Source organism: Mycobacterium saskatchewanense, from assembly GCF_010729105.1.
Classification (GTDB): domain Bacteria; phylum Actinomycetota; class Actinomycetes; order Mycobacteriales; family Mycobacteriaceae; genus Mycobacterium; species Mycobacterium saskatchewanense.
The window spans coordinates 4,018,102-4,036,050 of the sequence record NZ_AP022573.1; the positions used below are offsets into that span (position 1 = coordinate 4,018,102).

Below are 17,949 nucleotides of genomic sequence, written 5' to 3' on the forward strand. Positions count from 1 at the left end.
AGCAAACCCGTTCGACCCTAACAGCAGGACATAAGGCATCCGCTCACGAACCCGATCCCGCCGCGCCGCGCGTTCCACGGGTGTACCCCGTTCGCTCGGCAGCACTCCAGGCAGACTGTGAAAGGTGACCGACGGCCCGCAACTGGGCGGCGCGCGCAGCTTCCTGCCCGCCGTGGAGGGGATGCGCGCCTGCGCCGCCATGGGGGTGGTCGTCACGCACGTCGCCTTCCAGACGGGGCACTCCACCGGTGTCGGCGGTCGGCTGTTCGGCCGCTTCGACCTCGCCGTCGCGGTGTTCTTCGCGCTATCCGGGTTCCTGCTGTGGCGCGGCCATGCCGCCGCCGCGCGGGGCATCGGGTTGCGGCCCCGCACGGCCCACTACCTGCGGTCCCGGGTGGTCCGCATCATGCCGGCGTACTTGGTGGCGGTCGTCGTGATCCTGTCGCTGTTGCCCGACGCCGATCACGCCAGCCCGACCGTGTGGCTGGCGAACCTGACGCTGACCCAGATCTATGTGCCGCTGACCCTGACCGGCGGGCTGACTCAGATGTGGAGCCTGTCGGTGGAGGTCAGCTTCTACCTGGCGCTGCCGCTCCTCGCGTTCGTGGCGCGCCGCCTTCCGGCCGCCGCCCGGCTGCCGGCGATTGCCGCGCTGGCCGCGCTGAGCTGGGCCTGGGGCTGGGTGGCCCCGGTGGTGGCGCACTCCGGGCCGGGCATGAACCCGCTCAACTGGCCGCCCGCCTTCTTCTCGTGGTTCGCCGCCGGCATGCTGCTGGCCGAGCTGGCCTATCACCCGCCCGGGCCGGTGCACCGGCTGGCGCAGAACGGAGTGGGCCGCCTGGTGCTCGCCGTCGCCGCGGTGTCGGCCTATCTGGTGGCGGCCTCGCCGCTGGCCGGTCCGGAGGGCCTGGTTCCGGGCACCGCCAGCCAGTTCGCCGTCAAGACGGCGATGGGCTCGTTGGTGGCGTTCGCGCTGGTGGCCCCGCTGGTGTTGGACCGGCCGGACACCCCGCACCGGCTGCTGGGCACCACGTTCATGGTGACCCTCGGGCGCTGGTCCTACGGGTTGTTCGTGTGGCACCTGGCCGCCCTGGCGATGGTCTTTCCGGTCCTGGGCACGTTCCCGTTCACCGGCCGCATGCCGGAGGTGCTGGCGCTGACCCTGCTGTTCGGCTTCGCGATCGCGGCCGTCAGCTATGGGCTGGTGGAGTCGCCGTGTAGGGAAGCGCTGCGGCGCTGGGAGAAGCGCACCCGGCCGGGCCGGACACCCCGGGCCATGGAGACCGCAGACGCCGAGGTAGACGCCGAAGCCGATGCCGTCGCGCCGTGACGTCGCACCCGCCTAGCCGTGCGCGCCCTCGACCGCGCCGTGGCCGCTGGCGCCGGTGGAGTCGGCGTCACCCAGGGCTTGCTGTAGCTGGTCCAGCGGGCTGCCGCCGTCCCCGGTGCCGAGCCGGTGGCCCGGCACCGATCCGTTGCCCGTCACCGGGATGCGGTCGGGGCTGACGTCGTTGAACCCGCTGGGTCCCCCGGGCTCACCGTTTCCGCCGCCGCCGTTGGGGCCGAAGACGGGGCCGCCGGGGCCCGAGCCGCCCGTTCCGGGCGGCGGGGGCGGCGGTTCGGGCGTGGAGGTCGCCCCGGGCGCCGGCGGGGGCGGCAGGTTCGTCTTCGTCAGCGAGGTCGGCGGGGGCTGTGGGTTCATCGTCTGCGAGGGGGGCGGCGGCTTCGGCGGCAGGTGCAGCGCTTTGATCTTGTCGGCCAGCCGCGCCGCGGCGTCGTTGCGGATGCGGCGCCGGTCCGGGTTGGGGTCGGCGTTGTCCTGGAAACAGTGGGGCGGCGCGCCCGAGATGACCTGCAGGGCGCCGTTGTAGCGCTCCTCGGCGCGGGATTTGTCGCCGTTACCGGCGGCGATGTCGCCCTGCGTTTCACGGACCACTTCCAGGTTGACGCGCACCGCACAGGCGTCCGCGCCGGCGGAGCGGTCCAGGGCGGCGGCGAACTGCCGTTCGGCGGTGTCGAGGTCGCCCTCCAGCACCGCCAGGTCACCGGCGATGAACGAGACCTTGCCCGGCTCGATGATGTTCAATCCGCTCAGGGCGGACACGTCGGAGCGCAGCGCGTCGATGTCGTGCTGGGCGAAGTCCGACACCGCGGCGTTGCCGATCAGCATGGTCGACACGATCTTGCCGATGCCGATCAGCAGCACCAGCGCGACCGGCAGCGAATACACGACAAGACGGCGACGCAGCCGCAACCGGGACGGCCCGCGCCGCCACCAGGCCGTCAAGCGCAGGCGGGCGCGGCGCGCGGCCGGGCGGGGATCACGTTGCAACATCTACACACTCACTCGTCGGGGCGGGCGGTTGCGGCGGAATTCCCGCAGCGTCAGGTAGGCCTCGACGAGAGCGAGGATCGCGGCCAGCCCGGTGAACAACCAGTACAGCTCGGTGCGCTCCACGGTGGACGAGGAAATCGCCGGGGCGTCGCTCGTGCCGGTCACGTCGACGGCCGGGACCACCGGGGTGATGGGGCTGTTGTCGCGGTGGAAGTACGGCACCCCGAGTTGCCCGGCGACGCCCTTGAGCGCGTCCTCGTTCAGTGTCGAGTTGGCCGCCCGGTCGGACCGCTCGTCCCACTCGTAGACGAGGTCGCCGTTGGCGAACGCCTCCGGGATCGGCCCGCCGGCCGCCGTGCCGTAGCCCAGCACCGCGCCCCCGGCGATCGACTTGCGGGGGATGTCGAAGCTGCCCTGCGTGGCCCGGGAGCCGCCGGCGCCCTCCCCAAAATAGAAGACCAGGTTCTTCGAGTTCCGGTGCTGCTCGGTCGCCTCGGCGAGCTTGGCGCGCAGCAGCCCGTTCGCGGCCCCGGAGTCGACGGCGAACATGGCGTCGGGCGGCACTTCCGTGTAGGTCGACAGGCCCTTGATCAGCGGCTTGAGGCTCCAGACGTCGTCGGACAACGGCCAGTCCAGGCTGGCTTTGGCCGCGAAGCTGATGACGGAGAAGCGGGCCCGCGGGTATTGGTCGATGAGCGCGGCGATGTCGCTGCGGATCCCCGACATGCGCGACTTGCCTTGCCCCGCCTCCTGGCCGAAGTCCTTCACCCGCCCGTCCACCGATCGGTCGATCACGAAGAACACGTTGGCCTCGGTCGACGCGGTGGACGCCCGGTTGCCGGTGTGGCCGCGGGAGTCGCCGTGCGGCAGCCCGGGGCGGGCGGCGGCCAGCACCAGCAGCAGGCCCGCGACGGTGAGCGCGCCCCAGCGCAGCACCACCCGCAGGTACCGGCCGGTGCCGGTGCGGACGAGGACGCGGTAGAGGGCGGCCATCCGGATCACGGTCAAGACGGCGGCGATCGCCGCCAGCAGGGCCGCGGGCACGATCGGTTCGAAGGTCATCGGCGCAGCACCGCCAGCGAAACGAACAACAGGCTGGCCATCAACAGCGCGCCCAGCAGCGGCACGTTCGGGTAGTCCCAGGAGCGGCTGGTGACGACGGTGCCGCTGGGCAGCACCACGTTGGGCGGGTTGGCGCGGATCTTGTCCAGCAGCGCGGCCAGCGTGGGGTCGGTCCCCGACGCACCGGCGGTGCCGGCCGGGTTGTAGACGCTGTAGCGGCCGTTGGTGACGCCCGCGATGGCGGCGAGCGCCTGGTTGGACTGCTCGGGGGACTTGACGACGTCCGCGCGGTTGATCACGTTGATCTGGACGCCGGCCCTGGTCGCCATGTCCTTGATCTGCTGGTCGGAGTAGAGCGACGGGCGCGTCTCGTCGGTTCCCCGAAAGTCGCTGTAGCCCAGGTAAATCAGGGAGCGGCGGTGGGTGCTCTTGTCCTCGAAAGAGGGGAAGCCGGTCATGCACAGCGCCAGGATGTCTTCCACGCTGCGGGCGTAGTCGACGTAGGCGACCTGACGCGAGAAGTCGTTGATGCCGGCGCGCAGCTCGTCGGCCTGTGGCCCGGGCAGTTCTTTGGCGGTGTCCAGCTGGTGCTGCAGGGCGGCCATGTCGGCGTAGCGGCCGAACTGGGACCCGGCGTAGGTGTAGTCGCGGGTCAACGGCACCACCCGTAGTGTCGGCGAGGTCAGCCCGATGCGCTGGGTGTGGTAGCTCTTGAGCTGGTCGTCGAAATAGTTGAGAAACCCGGCGGTGGTCGGGTCGGTGACCGGCTGCCCCACGCAGACCATGATGTCCTCGGGATGGACGGCCTCGAAATTGCGGCTGGCGGAGGTGAATCCGGTGGGGCGCGAGGTGGTGAGCAGCGACGTCACGAACACCGCCACCAGCAGCACCAGCGTGATCAGCATGGACCAGTACTGGACGCGGGCCACCCGCGCGTATTCCGGCATCCCGGTGAGCCGCTCGACGTGGGCGAGCGGGCGCAGCACCTTGGTGATCTTCGGCATCGGCGCGAGCATCCCCACCGCGAGCGCCGCCACCAACGCGACGAGACCGACGATCAGGACGGCCGGCCACTTCAGGTCCATGTCCGGATCACCTCCGTCGTCGCGAGGGCGACGCGGTCGATGTCGGCGCGTTCGGTCGAGAATCGGGCGTCGTTCAGGGCGGCGAAAACCGGTGCAGCCGCAGCCAATTGCGGGTTGTCGGTGATGTCGCCGATGTGCATGTACTGCACGCGCGCGCCCGTGGACAAGTGCAGGAAGCTGCGCAGTGTGCGGCTCATCGCGGCGGCGGCCTGCCCGCCCGAGAGCTGACCGGCCCGGTACCGGCCGGCGATGGTAGCGATGGTGCGGGCGAAGCGCCGCCGCAGCAGCCGCGCGTGTAACACTCGGAGCACCGGGACGCGGCGCAACTGGGCCGCCGGCAGCGTCCACACGTACACCCCGCCGTAGTAGCCGACGAGCGCCGCCGCGCAGAGGGCCGCTACCAGCCACCACCATCCCGAAAACCCGGTGGGCCCGCCGAGATAGCGCAGCAGCTCACCCGGCATGCTGGAACGCCTCGGTCAAAGCGACGAGCTCCGAGCGGATCTCGCTGCTGCCGGCGATGCGGGCGAAGCCGATCCCGCGGGTGGTCAGGAAATCCTCGAGGTGGGCGACACGGGCCGCTTCCCGGCGGCGGTAGGCGGCGATGATGCGCGGCCCCAGCGTGGCGCCGTTGAGGACGTAGGCACCGGTCGCGACGTCGTAGCCATCGCGCTCGCCCTCGGCGGAGCCGACGGCGGGCATGTCCGAAACCATCACCCACATCAGGTCGTGGCGCCCGGACAGCTGCTGTAGGGCAGCGTCCAGCCGCGCGTCGACGTCGGGTTCGTCCGAGACGATGACGATCAGCATCCGGCGGCGATATCCCGCTGCGGCGTAATCCAATTGAGCGACGAGATCGCTGCCGGCCGGCTGGCCGGAGGTGTGGGCGTAGAACCGGTGCAGCAGGCTTTCGACGTGGGTCTCGCCGCGGCGCGGGCGAATGTTGGCGCTGCCGCGGGAGTCCCCGAATACCAGCGCGACCTCGTCCGAGCGGCCCAGCGTGATCAGCCCGATCGCGCCCATCGCGTGCAGCGCGACGTCGCGCTTGAGTTCCCCGCTGGGCGCCAGGGCCGTCATGTTGCGTCCGGCGTCGGCGATCAACAGGATCTTGTGGTGCTTCTCGGAGACGTAGCGCTTGATGAGCACCGAACCCGAACGCGCCGACGCCTTCCAGTCGATGTCGCGGATGTCGTCGCCGGCCACGTAGGGACGCAGGTCGTCGAACTCCAGGCTGCGGGTGTGCAGCAGCGCGTAGCGGCCGCCCTCCAGGAGGCCGCGGGTGTCGGTGCCGAAATATTGCTTGGCGCGGTTGAGATGCGTTCCCATCTGCGCCTAGGGCACCCGCACCGCTTGCAGCACCGCGTCGACGACGGCTCGCGGGGTGACCTTGGCGCCGGTGGCTTCGAAGCTCAGGATCAGCCGGTGCGCCAGCACCCGATGGGCCAACTGCTGAATGTCTTCGGGCCGAACGTGATTCCGGCCGCGTAGCAGCGCCAGCGCGCGAGCGCTCTCGCAGAACGCGATGGTCGCCCGCGGGGATGCCCCGTACTCGACGAACCGGCCCACCTGCGGCGGCAGCGCCTGGGGGTTGCGGGTCGCCGCGACCAGTTGGCTGGCGTAGTGCATCAGCGCGGGGTCCATGTGGATGTTGCGGACCACCGCCCGCAGCCGGCGCACGTCGTCCAGGCCCAGCACCGGATTTGCTTGCCGCTCTTTGTCGTAGACGCCGGCGTCGCGGCGCACCATAACTTCGACCTCCTCCTGCGCGGTCGGGTAGCGCAGGATGTCTTTGAGCATGAACCGGTCGGTCTGGGCCTCCGACAGCGGATAGGTGCCCTCCTGGTCCACCGGGTTCTGGGTGGCGATCACCAGGAATGGCTCGGGAATCGGATACACCGTTCCGGCGATGGTGGTCTGGCGTTCCTCCATGGCCTCGAGCATCGCGCTCTGCGTCTTCGCGCTGGAACGGTTGATCTCGTCGAGCAGCACGATATTGGCGTGCACCGGACCCAGTTGGGTGGCAAAGGAATTGGTGGCGGCCTCGTAAACCTGGGTGCCGAGAATGTCGCTGGGCAGCAGGTCCGGGGTGCACTGGATGCGCTGGAACCGCCCGTTGATGGACTCGGCCACCACCCGGGCCGCCGTCGTCTTCGCCAGGCCCGGGACGCTCTCGATCAGCACGTGCCCGCCGGCGAGCAACCCGATCAGCAGCGACTCACGCAGGTTGTCCTGCCCAACCACCTTGGCCGTGAACGCCTGCGACAACGCGGCGAGGCGGCGCTGTGCGGCGTCGATCTCCTGGTGGTTGGGTTGCACCCGTGCTGCTGCGGTCGTCATCGCGGCCTTTCACGTCAACGGTTGGTTTACCGAAAGCTCAGCGCCGGTGGCGTTTTGGCCACGTCGGCGGATCCGGACAGGAACTGGGTGGCGTCGCCCTGCTTGGTGGCGCCGCCGGTGGTCTTGACGGAGATCGACGCCTTGACCTGACCGAAGAACGTCAACTCCAGCCGGTAGGGGTCGAAGTTGTCGAACTTGACCGCGCTGATGTCGGCGGGACCCCACGCGGCCGTGCCGTCGGCCAGGCCGTAAGGGTCCACGCTCATTGGGCAGCCCGGTGGCGCCAAAAGGTTCGACTTCTGGCAGTTGGCCATCGCGGCGCTCAGCTGGTCCCGCGCCGCGTCGCGGCCCTTGTCGGACAACGCGAACGTGGTCTGCAACCAGGGCAACCCCATCATCGTGAGTTGGTCCAGCAGTAGCGGTTTGGTGGTCACCGTCATGTACGGGTTGGTGGTGCCGACGTCCATCCAGCCCGGGAACACGTACACGGTGGAATCGCCGACGGGCTTTCCGAAGAAGGTCAGCGTCTTGGCCGCGGCATTGCCCGCCGTGGAGGCGGGGTCGGGGGAGACCTTGATCGCGGCCGTGTTCAGCTTCCAGCTGCCGTGGTCCTTCTTGACCTCCAGAGTGGAGTCGGAGACCTTGTCACCGAACGTGGCGACGACGTGGACCTGGGCCATGCCGAGGGGCCCGCCCGCGCCGGTCGAGTCGTCGTTGAGGATCCGCACGTTGGTGATGGGCCATTGCGCCACTTGCTTTTTCAGGACCTCGTCAGTCAGGAACTCCTTGCTCGCGGGCTGGTCGGCGCTGTACGACAGGGCCGTCTCGGCGTCGCCGTTGGCGAGCGCCTGCAGGTAGTCCTTGACCACGTCGCCGGCCGAGCCGCCGCCGTGGCCGGCCCGGCCGGTCAGGGTGATCGCCAGGACGATGGCCACCACCAGGACCACCGCCCCACCGGCCGCGAGCGTGACGAACAACGGCTTGCGGTTCTTCGGCGGCTGAAACGGCGGGCCGGGCGGTGGCTGCCAGGGCCCGCCCGGGGGCGGCTGCTGTGCTGGCCACCCGCCCGAATGCGGCGGTTGCTGCGGCTGCCACCCCGCCGGTTGTGGTTGCCAACGATCGGCCGGCGGCGCCGGGGGCGGCGCCCAACCGCCCGGTGGGGGGTACGGCCCGGCGAAAGTGGGCGCGTTGGGGTCGACCCCACCAGACCAATCGGTCACCGCAACCTCCCCATGTCAGCTCCCCGTCCCGGGAATCCCACCTTGGGCAGTATTCAGCAAGGTGCGGATATCGCCAGTCACCCGGGACCGGACCCGCCCCGATCAGGCCAGGACCACTGCGAATCACTCTATCGACCCTGCGGCCGCGCCGACGCCGTTCGATCCGCGCTTAGTAGGCGCCCTGGCGCTCGAAGATGCGGCGCGGGTTGTCGACCAGCATGGTGTGAAGCTGCTCGTCGGTGACGCCGCGCTGCTTGAGCGCGGGGATCACGTCGTTGTGGATGTGCAGGTAGTGCCAGTTCGGCGCCATCTGCGGCACCAGCGCCTCGGGGAGCGCGTCAAAGTAGCAGTTGGCGTCGTGGGAGAGCACCATCTTGTCGGCGTGCCCGCGCTCGCACATCTCCGCCACGATCCTGACCCGCTCCTCGAACGGTGAGATGAGGTCGAGGCCGAAGCGATCCATGCCGAGGTAAGACCCCGCGGCGATGAGTTCCTCGAGGTAGCCGACGTCGGTGCTGTCGCCGGAGTGACCGATGACCACGCGGGTCAGATCGACCCCCTCCTCCTCGAAGATTCGCTGCTGCTCGAGACCGCGGCGGAGCCCGGCGTGGGTGTGCGTGGAGATCGGCACGCCGGTGCGTTTGTGCGCCTGGGCCACGGCCCGCAGCACCCGCTCGACTCCCGGCGTGAGGCCGGGCTCGTCGGTGGCGCACTTGAGGATTCCGGCCTTCACGCCGGTGTCGGCGATGCCCTGCTCGATGTCGCGGACGAACATCTCGGTCATGATCTCCGGGCCGCCGAGCAGCCCGCCGGGGCCTTCGTAGTGGAACCGGAACGGCACGTCGCTGTAGGTGTAAAGACCAGTCGCCACAACGATATTCAGCTCGGTGGCCGCCGCCACGCGCGCGATGCGCGGAATGTAGCGGCCCAGCCCGATCACGGTCAGGTCGACGATCGTGTCCACGCCGCGGGCCTTGAGCTCGTTCAGCCGAGTGATGGCGTCGCCCACCCGCTGCTCCTCGTCGCCCCAGGCGTCGGGGTAATTCTGGGCGATCTCGGTGGTCATGATGAACACGTGCTCGTGCATGAGGGTCACGCCAAGATCGGCGGTATCGACGGGTCCGCGGGCGGTATTGAGTTCTGACACCCGTCTGATGCTAGGTCCGTCGCCGCCGGGCCGACAGGGGCCGCCGACAGTGGCGGTTTGCCCGGTGCGAGCAGTACCGTCACCCTCGTCTTGGTTCCGGCCGTCGGGAGGCGCGTCATGTTGCTCGATCCCCACCACCTGCAGCGCAAGCACCGCGACCGTCGCTCGGGGGAGATCATGGCCGCGACGGTGGACTTCTTCGAGTCCCGGGGCAAGGCGCGGCTGAAGTCGGACGACCACAACCGGGTGTGGTACTCCGATTTCCTTGACCACATCGGCCGCGAGCGGATCTTCGCGTCGCTGCTCACGCCGTCGGAGTACGGCTCCGGCGATACCCGCTGGGATACCTACCGGATCAGCGAGTTCGCCGAGATCGTGGGCTTCTACGGGCTCAGCTACTGGTACCCGTTCCAGGTCACCGCCCTGGGGCTGGGTCCGATCTGGATGAGCGACAACGAGGACGCCAAACGCAAGGCGGCCGCCCAGCTCGAGGCCGGCGAGGTGTTCGGCTTCGGCCTGTCCGAGCAGACCCACGGCGCCGACGTCTATCAGACCGACATGATCCTGACGCCCAGCGAGCACGGCTGGGTGGCCAACGGCGAGAAGTACTACATCGGCAACGCCAACGTCGCCCGGATGGTCTCCACGTTCGGCAAGATCGCCGGATCGGACGAGTACGTGTTCTTCGTCGCCGACTCGCAGCACGACCGGTACGAGCTGATCAAGAACGTGGTGAACTCGCAGAACTTCGTCGCCAACTACGCGCTGCGCGACTACCCGGTCGCCGAATCCGACATCCTGCACCGCGGCCCCGAGGCCTTCCACGCCGCGCTCAACACCGTCAACGTCTGCAAGTACAACCTCGGGTGGGGCGCGGTCGGCATGTGCACCCACGCCATGTACGAGGCGGTCACCCACGCCTCCAATCGCATCCTCTACGGGACGGTCGTCACCGACTTCAGCCACGTCCGGCGGCTGCTCACCGACGCCTACGTCCGGCTGGCCGCCATGCGGCTGGTCGCCGCCAGGGCCTGCGACTACATGCGCAGCGCGTCCGCCCGGGACCGCCGCTACCTGCTCTACAGTCCGCTGACCAAGGCCAAGATCACCAGCGAAGGGGAGCGCGTGATCATCGCGCTGTGGGACGTGATCGCCGCCAAGGGGGTGGAGAAGGACACCTTCTTCGAGGCCGTCACCCGCGAGATCGGGCTGCTGCCCAGGCTGGAGGGCACCGTCCACATCAACATCGGGCTGCTCGCCAAGTTCATGCCCAACTTCCTGTTCGCCCCCGACTCCGCGCTGCCGACGATCGGCCGCCGCGACGACGCCGCAGACGACACCTTCCTGTTCGCGCAGGGGCCGACCGGGGGGCTGGGCAAGGTGCGCTTCCACGATTGGCGCGCCGCCTTCGAGAGCTTCGGGCACCTGCCGAACGTCGCGCTGCTGCGCCAGCAGATCGACGTGCTCGCCGACATGCTCGCCAGCGCCACCCCCGACGCCGCGCAGCAGAAGGACATCGATTTCGCGTTCGCCGTCGGGCAGCTGTTCGCGACGGTGCCGTATGCCCAGCTGATCCTCGAGGAGGCCGGGCTGTCCGGGGTTGACGCGGCGCTCGTCGACCAGATCTTCGCCGTGCTGGTCCGCGACTTCAACGGCTACGCCGTCGAACTGAGCGACAAGCCGGCCACCACGCAGGATCAGGCCCGGTTCGCGATGCGGATGATCCGGCGCCCGGTGCACGACCCGGCGCGCTACGACCAGGTCTGGAAGGAACACGTCCAGCCGCTCAACGGTGTCTACCAGATGCGGCCCTGACGTCCGGGCGGAGCGCCCCGCCCAGCCCCTTGACTGTGAGGTGCCTCACAGTAAGATGACCCGTGGTCATCGAGGCTAGGAGGCAGCGTTGCCGACGGTCACATGGGCGCGCGTCGACCCCGCGCGCCGCGCGGCGATCATCGAGGCCGCCGAAGCCGAGTTCGGCGCCCGTGGATTCTCCGGCGGCAGCCTCAACGTCATCGCCCGGCGTGCCGGGGTCGCCAAGGGCAGCCTGTTCCAGTATTTCGCGGACAAGCGGGACCTTTACGCGTTCATCGCCGACATCGCCAGCCAGCGGGTGCGCTCCTACGTGGAGGACCTGATCCGCCGGCTCGACCCGAGCCGGCCGTTCTTCGAGTTCCTCACCGACCTGCTCGACGGCTGGGTCGCCTATTACGCCGAACATCCCCACGAACGGTCCCTGCACGCCGCGGCGACCCTCGAGGTCGACGCCGACGCCCGGGTCAGCGTGCGCAGCGTCATCCACCGGCACTACCTGGAGGTGTTGCGGCCCTTGGTGCGCGACGCCCGGGCGCGCGGCGACCTGCGCGCCGATTCCGACACCGAGGCGTTGTTGTCGCTGCTGCTGCTGATCTTCCCGCACCTGGCGCTGGCCCCGTACATGCGTGGGCTGGACCCCATCCTCGGGCTCGACGAGCCCACCCCGGAGCAGCCCGCGCTCGCCGTGCGCAGGCTCGTGGCTGTCCTGGCCGCCGCGTTCTCCGACCGGCCAGTCACGTCAGCCGTCAAACGATCTGAGGAGGTCTCATGACACGCAGCAGCACGGGTTCCATGGTCAAGGGCGGCCTGAACTGGGACAGCTTGCCGCTCAAGCTGTTTGCCGGCGGCAACGCGAAGTTCTGGAATCCGGCCGACATCGACTTCTCCCGCGATCGCGCCGACTGGGAACTGCTCTCCGGCGACGAACGCGACTACGCCATCCGGCTGTGCGCCGAGTTCATTGCTGGCGAGGAGGCGGTGACCGAGGACATCCAGCCGTTCATGGCCGCGATGCGCGCCGAGGGGCGGCTGGGCGACGAGATGTACCTGACCCAATTCGCGTTCGAGGAAGCCAAGCACGTGCAGGTGTTCCGCATGTGGCTCGACGCCGTGGGCGTCACCGAGGACCTGCACCGCTACCTCGACGACATACCCACCTACCGGACGATCTTCTACGAGGAATTGCCCGAGTGTCTCAACGCCTTGTCGGTGGACCCGTCACCGGCCGCCCAGGTGCGGGCGTCGGTCACCTACAACCACATGGTCGAGGGCATGCTGGCGCTCACCGGCTACTTCGGCTGGCACAAGATCTGCGTGGAGCGCGGCATCCTGCCCGGCATGCAGGAACTGGTGCGGCGCATCGGTGACGACGAGCGGCGCCACATGGCGTGGGGCACCTTCACCTGCCGGCGCCACGTCGCCGCCGACGACCGCAACTGGGAGGTCTTCGAGGCGCGCATGAACGAGCTCATGCCGCTCGGCCTGCGCCTCATCGAAGAGGGTTTCGCCCTGTACGACCCGATGCCCTTCGGGCTTTCGGTGGACGAGTTCATGCAGTACGCCGCCGACAAGGGCATGCGGCGCTTCGGCACGATCAGCAGCGCCCGTGGGCGCCCGGTCGCCGAGATCGACCTCGACTATTCGCCGGTGCAGCTCGAGGACACCTTCGCCGACGAGGACGAGAAGGCCCTGGCGGGCGCGTCGGCCTGATCGATTGCCGGGCGAGGCCGGTCATGACGCCAGGGTTTCGTCGAGCCAGTCGAACATCCGCTGGTGAAACAGCGTCAGGGCGCCCTCGTGGCAATGCTGTTCGGCGCCCTCGGCGGCGGTGAATTTCACCAGCGTCTTCGGGCAGCGCAGCGCGTCGTACAGCAGTTGTGGCTGGCCCTTGAAGAATTGGTCCTCCTCGGCCTCGCACACCAGCGTGGGGCAGGTGATCCCGTCGACCACGGGGCTGAGGTCGTACTTCGCAAACGCGTCGGCCAGTTCCCGGCCCGTCGCGGCCCCGAGCGCCCACAGCCCGTTGAGGACCGCCCACCGCAGTTGCGTCGGCGCCTTCTCGGGAGAGGCGATCACCTCATCGATCGCGCTGACCGGCGGCAGGGCGGCGGCGAAATTGAACACGCCGTCGTAGGCGATGCACGCCGCGATCCTCGTGTCGAAGGCCGCCGCCCGGGGCGCGAGGTAGCCACCCATGCTCATGCCCAGCAGCGCAATCCGTTCGGTGTCGACCCCGGGCAGGGTCACGGCGACGTCGAGCACCGGGGAGACGACGGCCTCCCAGTCGTGGCGGAACGGGAGTTTGTCGATCCGCAACGCCGCGCCCTGGCCCGGACCCTCGAAGATCAGGCAGTTCCAGCCATGCCGGTGGGCCGCCTCGCCGACGCCGAAGAACATTTCCTCGACCGTCGAGTCGTAACCGCCGTGCGCGACCAACGTCGGCCCGCGGTTCTTCCCGCGGACGTTGAGGTAATAGCCCTTGAGTTCGATTCCCTGGTAAGGGATTTGCACTGGGATCCAGTGTTCTTGGATCTCCGGAGCGGCGGTGAAGGTCTGCACGGCCCGAGCCGACGTCTCGGCCACCCGCGGGTCACTGGCCGGGTCCTCGCGCAGAAAGAATTCGGCGGTCCGGTAATAGTTCGAGGCCCGAAGGTAGGCGCTGTTGGCGCTGACGGTGTGTCCCTTGGCCGCGCACGCATCGGCGATGCCGGCGATCCGGTCGGCCAGGGCCCGCCATTCCCGGTGCCATGACTCCCAATCGCCGGGGGTGATCCGGGCCGCCGTCGCCATCACCTCGCCGATATCCGCTCCGCCGTAAACGGTGTATCCGACCGCCCGCAATGTCTCGAACGAGAAGGACTCGTCCGTTTGAAACATGAACCGCATGCCGCCTCCTCCGGTAATGCAACTGGTCGATGCATTAGCGCGAGTATGGCATGCTTAGTGGCACTAACACAACAGGAGGTTGCGTTATGGGCGGCGTAGTCGACGGAGCCACACCGCCGGGGCCGGGCACCACGCGGCCCGGCGGCCGGACGTCGCGGGTGCGCGCCGCGGTGCTGGACGCCGCGCTGCTGGTGCTGGCCGAAGCCGGCTACACGGGACTGACCATCGAGCGCATCGCCGAGCGGTCGGGGGTGAACAAGACAACCATCTATCGGCGCTGGCAGACGAAGGAGGCCGTCCTGGCCGCCGCCATCGACGAGGTGGCCTCGGACGAATTCCCGATCCCCGCCACCGGTTCCATCGACGGGGATCTGCGCGCGTTCGGCCGTGGCCTCGTCGACTTCCTGACCAGCGATTCGCCGGCGCTTGCCGGCATCGTGCGCGCGATGTTCTCCGACGCCGCCCAGGAACCGCTGATCGCCGGCCTCAAGCGCGACTTCTTCGCCAGCCGCTACGAGGGCGCGGCGGGCATGGTCGAGGCGGCGATCGCGCGGGGCGAGCTGCCCGCCGATGTCGACGTCCGCGAATTCGTGGGCCTCGTTGCCGCGCCCATCTACTACCGGAAGTTGGTCACCGAGGAACCGCTCGACCATGCGGTTGCCGACCGCGCGGCCGCCACCGCGCTGGCCGCGGTCCGGACCGGGCTGTGTCGCCGCCAGCCTCGTTGACGGCGGCGAAGGTCACTCGACCTTGCTGCCACCCGCCGCCGAGCCGCTCTCCGACTCGCCGACCCACACGGTCTTGGCGTTGACGAACGCCCTGATGCCCAGACCCGCGAGTTCGCGCCCATACCCGGATCGCTTGACGCCACCGAAGCCCAATTCGGGATAGGACACGGTCATTCCGTTGATGAAGACCTGGCCGGCCTCGATGTCGTCGATGAACCGCTGCTGTTCGGCCTCGTCGTTGGTCCAGGCGTTGGAGCCCAGCCCGAAGGTGGTGGCATTGGCGATCTCGATGGCCTCGTCGATGCTCTCGGCCCGGTACATCGAGGCGACCGGGCCGAACACCTCTTCGGTGTAGAGCGCCATGTCCTTGGTGATGTCGGTGACTACCGTCGGCGGGTAGTACCACCCCGGCCCCCCGATGGGCTTGCCGCCGAGCCGGATGGTGGCGCCCGCCGCGGCGGCGTCGTCGACCTGCTTGGCGATCTCGTCGCGCCCGGACTCGGTGGCCAGCGGGCCCACGTCGGTGTCCGGGTCGGTCGGGTCGCCCACCTTGAGCGCGGCCATCCGCTCGGTGAACTTGTCCACGAATGCGTCGTAGATGTCGGTGTGGATGATGAACCGTTTGGCGGCGATGCACGACTGGCCGTTGTTCTGGGTGCGGGCGGTGACCGCGGTCTTGGCGGCCTCGTCGAGGTCCGCGGACGGCATCACGATGAACGGGTCGCTGCCGCCGAGCTCGAGCACGGTGGGCTTGATCTCGTCGCCGGCGATGGCGGCCACCGACTGCCCGGCCGGTTCACTTCCGGTAAGGGTGGCGGCCGCGACGCGCGGGTCGCGCAGGATGCGCTCGACGGCGCTCGAGGAGACCAGCAGCGTCTGGAAGCAGCCGTCCGGGAAGCCGCCCCGGGAGATGACGTCGGCGAGATACAGCGCGGACTGCGGGACATTGGAGGCGTGCTTGAGGAGGCCCACGTTGCCGGCCATCAGCGCCGGCGCGGCGAACCGGACGGCCTGCCACAGCGGGAAGTTCCACGGCATCACGGCCAGCACCACGCCGAGCGGCTGGTAGCGGGTGTAGGCCTGCTTCGCGCCGACCGCCGCGGCGTCGGCGGGCTCGTCGGCGAGCAGCTTCTCAGCGTTCTCCGCGTAGTAGCGAAACCCCTTGGCGCACTTGATGACCTCGGCCTTGGCCGATTTGAGGGTCTTGCCCATTTCCAGGGTCATCATCGCGCCGACCTCGTCGGCCTCGGCTTCCAGCAGGTCGGCGGTGGCGTTCGCCCACTGCGCACGCTGGGCGAAGGTGGTGTTGTGGCGGTAGTCGAGGAATCGCTCGTAGGCGCGCTCGATCGCCGCGTCGACTTCGGCGTCGGTCGCCGGGGTGAAGGTTTTGACTGTCTCGCCGGTGGCCGGGTTGATGGTGGCTATAGGCACGCTGACATCCTTCGTTGAGTTGGGTAGCTGCGTATGTAAACGTCCATACCCAGCCTGCCATTTCCGAACCCGCGCAGGAACCGCGGTCCGAGAGATACCCCCGTGCCGCGCGACGCCGCCGGACTACCGCGCTACCTTCGGGACTATCGTCGCGAAGTGTCGCGAAGGGTCGCGAAGTGGAGGTGCCGGGATGAGCAAAGCCGCGGAGCTGATGGTCAAGTGCCTGGAGAACGAGGGGGTGTCCGTCGTCTTCGGGTTGCCGGGGGAGGAGAACATTCGCTTCGTGCAGGCACTGGCGTCCTCGGACATCCGCTACGTGCTGACGCGGCACGAGCAGGGCGCGGCGTTCATGGCGGAGATGTACGGCCGCGTCACCGGGCGGGCGGCGGTGGTGTCCGCCACCCTGGGCCCGGGCGCGATCAACATGCAACTCGGCGTCGCCGACGCCACCACCAACAGCACCCCGCTGGTCGCGATCTCCGCGCAGGTCGGCCAGGACCGGGAGTTCAAGGAGTCGCACCAGTACGTCGACCTGGTGCGAATGTTCGCCCCCATCACCCGGTGGTCCGCCGGTGTGCCGACCGCGCGCGCCATACCGGAGATGTTCCGCAAGGCGTTCAAGGTCGCCGAGACGGAGCGGCCCGCCGCGGTGTACCTGGCGGTGCCCGAACACATCGATGCCGACGAGGCCGACTACGACCTGGCGCCGTTGCCGCGCAATGTGGTTCGCGCCGACGCGCCGGCGCCCGGCCAGGTCGCCCGCGCGGTGGACATCCTGCGGCAGGCCAAGCGGCCGGTGGTGCTGGCGGGTCACGGCGCCGCCCGCGGCGGCGCGACGGCGGCCCTGGTGCGATTCTCCGAGCAACTCGGCATCCCGGTCGCCAACACGTTCCACGGCAAGGGCGTGATGCCCGACGACCATCCCAACAGCATCGGGACGCTCGGGTTCATGCGGCACGACTACGTCAACTTCGGGTTCGACAACGCCGACGTGGTGATCGCGGTCGGCTACGAGCTGCAGGAGTTCGACCCGGTCCGGATCAATCCGCAGGCCGACAAGAAGATCATCCACATTCACCGGTTCCCGGCCGAGGTCGACGCGCACTACTCAGTGGACGTCGGGATCATCGGCGACATCAGCGCCTCGCTCGACGCGCTGACGGAAGGGCTCGCCGGCCACGCCTACGAGGCGGATCCCGAGGTGCCCGGCTCCGGGCTGCTCGCCGAGGAATTCGCTCAGGCGCAGGAGGATTCGCGTTACCCGCTGGCGCCCGCGCGGCTGGTCGCCGACACTCGTGCGGCGCTGGGCCGCAGCGACGTCGTCCTGGTCGACACCGGTGCCACCAAGATGTGGATGGCCCGGCTCTACCCGACCTACGAATGCAACACCTGCTTGGTATCAAACGGCTTGTCCACCATGGGTTTTGCGCTGCCCGGCGCGCTCGGCGTCAAGCTGGCCCGGCCGGACTCGAAGGTGCTCGCGGTCGTCGGCGACGGCGCGTTCCTGATGAACTCGCAGGAGATCGAGACCGCCGTCCGCGAGAAGATCCCGCTGGTGGTGTTGATCTGGGAGGACGGGGCTTACGGCCTCATCGAGTGGAAAATGGACCTGGAGCTCGGCGAGCATTACTACGTCAACTTCGGCAACCCCGACATCGTGAAATACGCGGAAAGCTTTGGCGCCAAGGGTTATCGGATCAACAGCGCCGACGAGCTGCTGCCGACGTTGCGGGCGGCGCTCAACGATGACGGGGTTTCGCTGATCTGCTGCCCGGTCGACTATTCCGACAACCTCCGGCTGACCGACCGGCTGGGCGAACTGGACGAGACGCTGTAGCGGCTCGGCGCCCCGGCTCGGGGCCGGTGATTGCGCCTCGAATCGTCGGCGTTGCGGCCTCGGTGT

At 69.0% G+C, this 17,949-nt stretch carries 16 protein-coding genes; 6 read left to right on the top strand and 10 right to left on the bottom strand.

What is annotated here, in order from left to right; genetic code table 11:
• Positions 1-181: 181 nt before the first annotated feature.
• Positions 182-1,330, top strand: coding sequence for an acyltransferase family protein (locus tag G6N56_RS18890; RefSeq protein WP_085258067.1), 1,149 nt, complete (start codon positions 182-184; stop codon positions 1,328-1,330).
• A 12-nt stretch (positions 1,331-1,342) separates the two neighbouring features.
• Here G6N56_RS18890 and G6N56_RS29520 read toward each other — a convergent pair whose 3' ends face one another.
• The 8 genes from G6N56_RS29520 to G6N56_RS18930 form a co-directional block, all read right to left on the bottom strand.
• Positions 1,343-2,335 (bottom strand): hypothetical protein, encoded by a 993-nt coding sequence (locus G6N56_RS29520; protein ID WP_163645141.1) that lies wholly within the window; start codon positions 2,333-2,335, stop codon positions 1,343-1,345.
• Positions 2,336-3,397 (bottom strand): vWA domain-containing protein, encoded by a 1,062-nt coding sequence (locus tag G6N56_RS18900; RefSeq protein ID WP_085257801.1) that lies wholly within the window; start codon positions 3,395-3,397, stop codon positions 2,336-2,338.
• Positions 3,394-4,482, bottom strand: a complete 1,089-nt coding sequence (locus tag G6N56_RS18905) for a hypothetical protein (RefSeq protein WP_085257802.1) — start codon at positions 4,480-4,482, stop codon at positions 3,394-3,396. Before G6N56_RS18905 ends, G6N56_RS18900 begins: the two co-directional genes overlap by 4 nt.
• Positions 4,473-4,946 (bottom strand): hypothetical protein, encoded by a 474-nt coding sequence (locus G6N56_RS18910; RefSeq protein WP_085257803.1) that lies wholly within the window; start codon positions 4,944-4,946, stop codon positions 4,473-4,475. Before G6N56_RS18910 ends, G6N56_RS18905 begins: the two co-directional genes overlap by 10 nt.
• Positions 4,936-5,808 (bottom strand): DUF58 domain-containing protein, encoded by an 873-nt coding sequence (locus G6N56_RS18915; RefSeq protein ID WP_085257804.1) that lies wholly within the window; start codon positions 5,806-5,808, stop codon positions 4,936-4,938. Before G6N56_RS18915 ends, G6N56_RS18910 begins: the two co-directional genes overlap by 11 nt.
• A 6-nt stretch (positions 5,809-5,814) precedes the next feature.
• Positions 5,815-6,819, bottom strand: a complete 1,005-nt coding sequence (locus G6N56_RS18920) for an AAA family ATPase (protein ID WP_085257805.1) — start codon at positions 6,817-6,819, stop codon at positions 5,815-5,817.
• A 26-nt stretch (positions 6,820-6,845) separates the two neighbouring features.
• Positions 6,846-8,039, bottom strand: a complete 1,194-nt coding sequence (locus G6N56_RS18925) for a DUF4878 domain-containing protein (RefSeq protein ID WP_085257806.1) — start codon at positions 8,037-8,039, stop codon at positions 6,846-6,848.
• A gap of 169 nt (positions 8,040-8,208) precedes the next feature.
• Entirely contained in the window at positions 8,209-9,186 is a 978-nt protein-coding gene (locus G6N56_RS18930; RefSeq protein ID WP_085257807.1) for a phosphotriesterase family protein, read from the bottom strand.
• Positions 9,187-9,303: 117 nt separating this feature from the next.
• Here G6N56_RS18930 and G6N56_RS18935 point away from each other — a divergent pair, with 117 nt between their 5' ends.
• The 3 genes from G6N56_RS18935 (at position 9,304) to G6N56_RS18945 (ending at position 12,711) form a co-directional block, all read left to right on the top strand.
• On the top strand, positions 9,304-11,001 hold the full coding sequence (locus G6N56_RS18935) for an acyl-CoA dehydrogenase family protein (protein ID WP_085257808.1): 1,698 nt from the start codon (positions 9,304-9,306) through the stop codon (positions 10,999-11,001).
• Positions 11,002-11,089: 88 nt separating this feature from the next.
• Entirely contained in the window at positions 11,090-11,773 is a 684-nt protein-coding gene (locus tag G6N56_RS18940) for a TetR/AcrR family transcriptional regulator (RefSeq protein WP_085257809.1), read from the top strand.
• Positions 11,770-12,711, top strand: a complete 942-nt coding sequence (locus G6N56_RS18945) for a R2-like ligand-binding oxidase (protein ID WP_085257810.1) — start codon at positions 11,770-11,772, stop codon at positions 12,709-12,711. Before G6N56_RS18940 ends, G6N56_RS18945 begins: the two co-directional genes overlap by 4 nt.
• A 21-nt stretch (positions 12,712-12,732) precedes the next feature.
• Here the strand turns inward: G6N56_RS18945 and G6N56_RS18950 are convergent, their stop codons facing one another.
• Positions 12,733-13,887, bottom strand: a complete 1,155-nt coding sequence (locus tag G6N56_RS18950) for an alpha/beta hydrolase family protein (protein WP_085257811.1) — start codon at positions 13,885-13,887, stop codon at positions 12,733-12,735.
• An 86-nt stretch (positions 13,888-13,973) separates the two neighbouring features.
• Here G6N56_RS18950 and G6N56_RS18955 point away from each other — a divergent pair, with 86 nt between their 5' ends.
• The gene (locus G6N56_RS18955; protein WP_085257812.1) at positions 13,974-14,615 is read left to right on the top strand and encodes a TetR/AcrR family transcriptional regulator; all 642 of its coding nucleotides are present in this window, start codon (positions 13,974-13,976) and stop codon (positions 14,613-14,615) included.
• Between the two features lie 12 nt (positions 14,616-14,627).
• Here G6N56_RS18955 and G6N56_RS18960 read toward each other — a convergent pair whose 3' ends face one another.
• Positions 14,628-16,046: an NADP-dependent succinic semialdehyde dehydrogenase gene (locus G6N56_RS18960; RefSeq protein ID WP_085257813.1), complete on the bottom strand. Its 1,419-nt coding sequence runs from the start codon at positions 16,044-16,046 to the stop codon at positions 14,628-14,630.
• Positions 16,047-16,236: 190 nt separating this feature from the next.
• Here G6N56_RS18960 and G6N56_RS18965 point away from each other — a divergent pair, with 190 nt between their 5' ends.
• Positions 16,237-17,883, top strand: coding sequence for an acetolactate synthase large subunit (locus G6N56_RS18965; RefSeq protein WP_085257814.1), 1,647 nt, complete (start codon positions 16,237-16,239; stop codon positions 17,881-17,883).
• The last annotated feature ends 66 nt before the right edge of the window (positions 17,884-17,949 follow it).

Bases quoted from the DNA above. Each gene is read 5' to 3' on its own strand.
- G6N56_RS18910 (WP_085257803.1), bottom strand. From the start codon at position 4,946: ATGCCGGGTGAGCTGCTGCGCTATCTCGGCGGGCCCACCGGGTTTTCG.
- G6N56_RS18890 (WP_085258067.1), top strand. From the start codon at position 182: ATGCGCGCCTGCGCCGCCATGGGGGTGGTCGTCACGCACGTCGCCTTC.
- G6N56_RS18915 (WP_085257804.1), bottom strand. From the start codon at position 5,808: ATGGGAACGCATCTCAACCGCGCCAAGCAATATTTCGGCACCGACACC.
- G6N56_RS18950 (WP_085257811.1), bottom strand. From the start codon at position 13,887: ATGCGGTTCATGTTTCAAACGGACGAGTCCTTCTCGTTCGAGACATTG.
- G6N56_RS18935 (WP_085257808.1), top strand. From the start codon at position 9,304: ATGTTGCTCGATCCCCACCACCTGCAGCGCAAGCACCGCGACCGTCGC.
- G6N56_RS18955 (WP_085257812.1), top strand. From the start codon at position 13,974: ATGGGCGGCGTAGTCGACGGAGCCACACCGCCGGGGCCGGGCACCACG.
- G6N56_RS18920 (WP_085257805.1), bottom strand. From the start codon at position 6,819: ATGACGACCGCAGCAGCACGGGTGCAACCCAACCACCAGGAGATCGAC.
- G6N56_RS18905 (WP_085257802.1), bottom strand. From the start codon at position 4,482: ATGGACCTGAAGTGGCCGGCCGTCCTGATCGTCGGTCTCGTCGCGTTG.
- G6N56_RS18900 (WP_085257801.1), bottom strand. From the start codon at position 3,397: ATGACCTTCGAACCGATCGTGCCCGCGGCCCTGCTGGCGGCGATCGCC.
- G6N56_RS18965 (WP_085257814.1), top strand. From the start codon at position 16,237: ATGAGCAAAGCCGCGGAGCTGATGGTCAAGTGCCTGGAGAACGAGGGG.
- G6N56_RS29520 (WP_163645141.1), bottom strand. From the start codon at position 2,335: ATGTTGCAACGTGATCCCCGCCCGGCCGCGCGCCGCGCCCGCCTGCGC.
- G6N56_RS18945 (WP_085257810.1), top strand. From the start codon at position 11,770: ATGACACGCAGCAGCACGGGTTCCATGGTCAAGGGCGGCCTGAACTGG.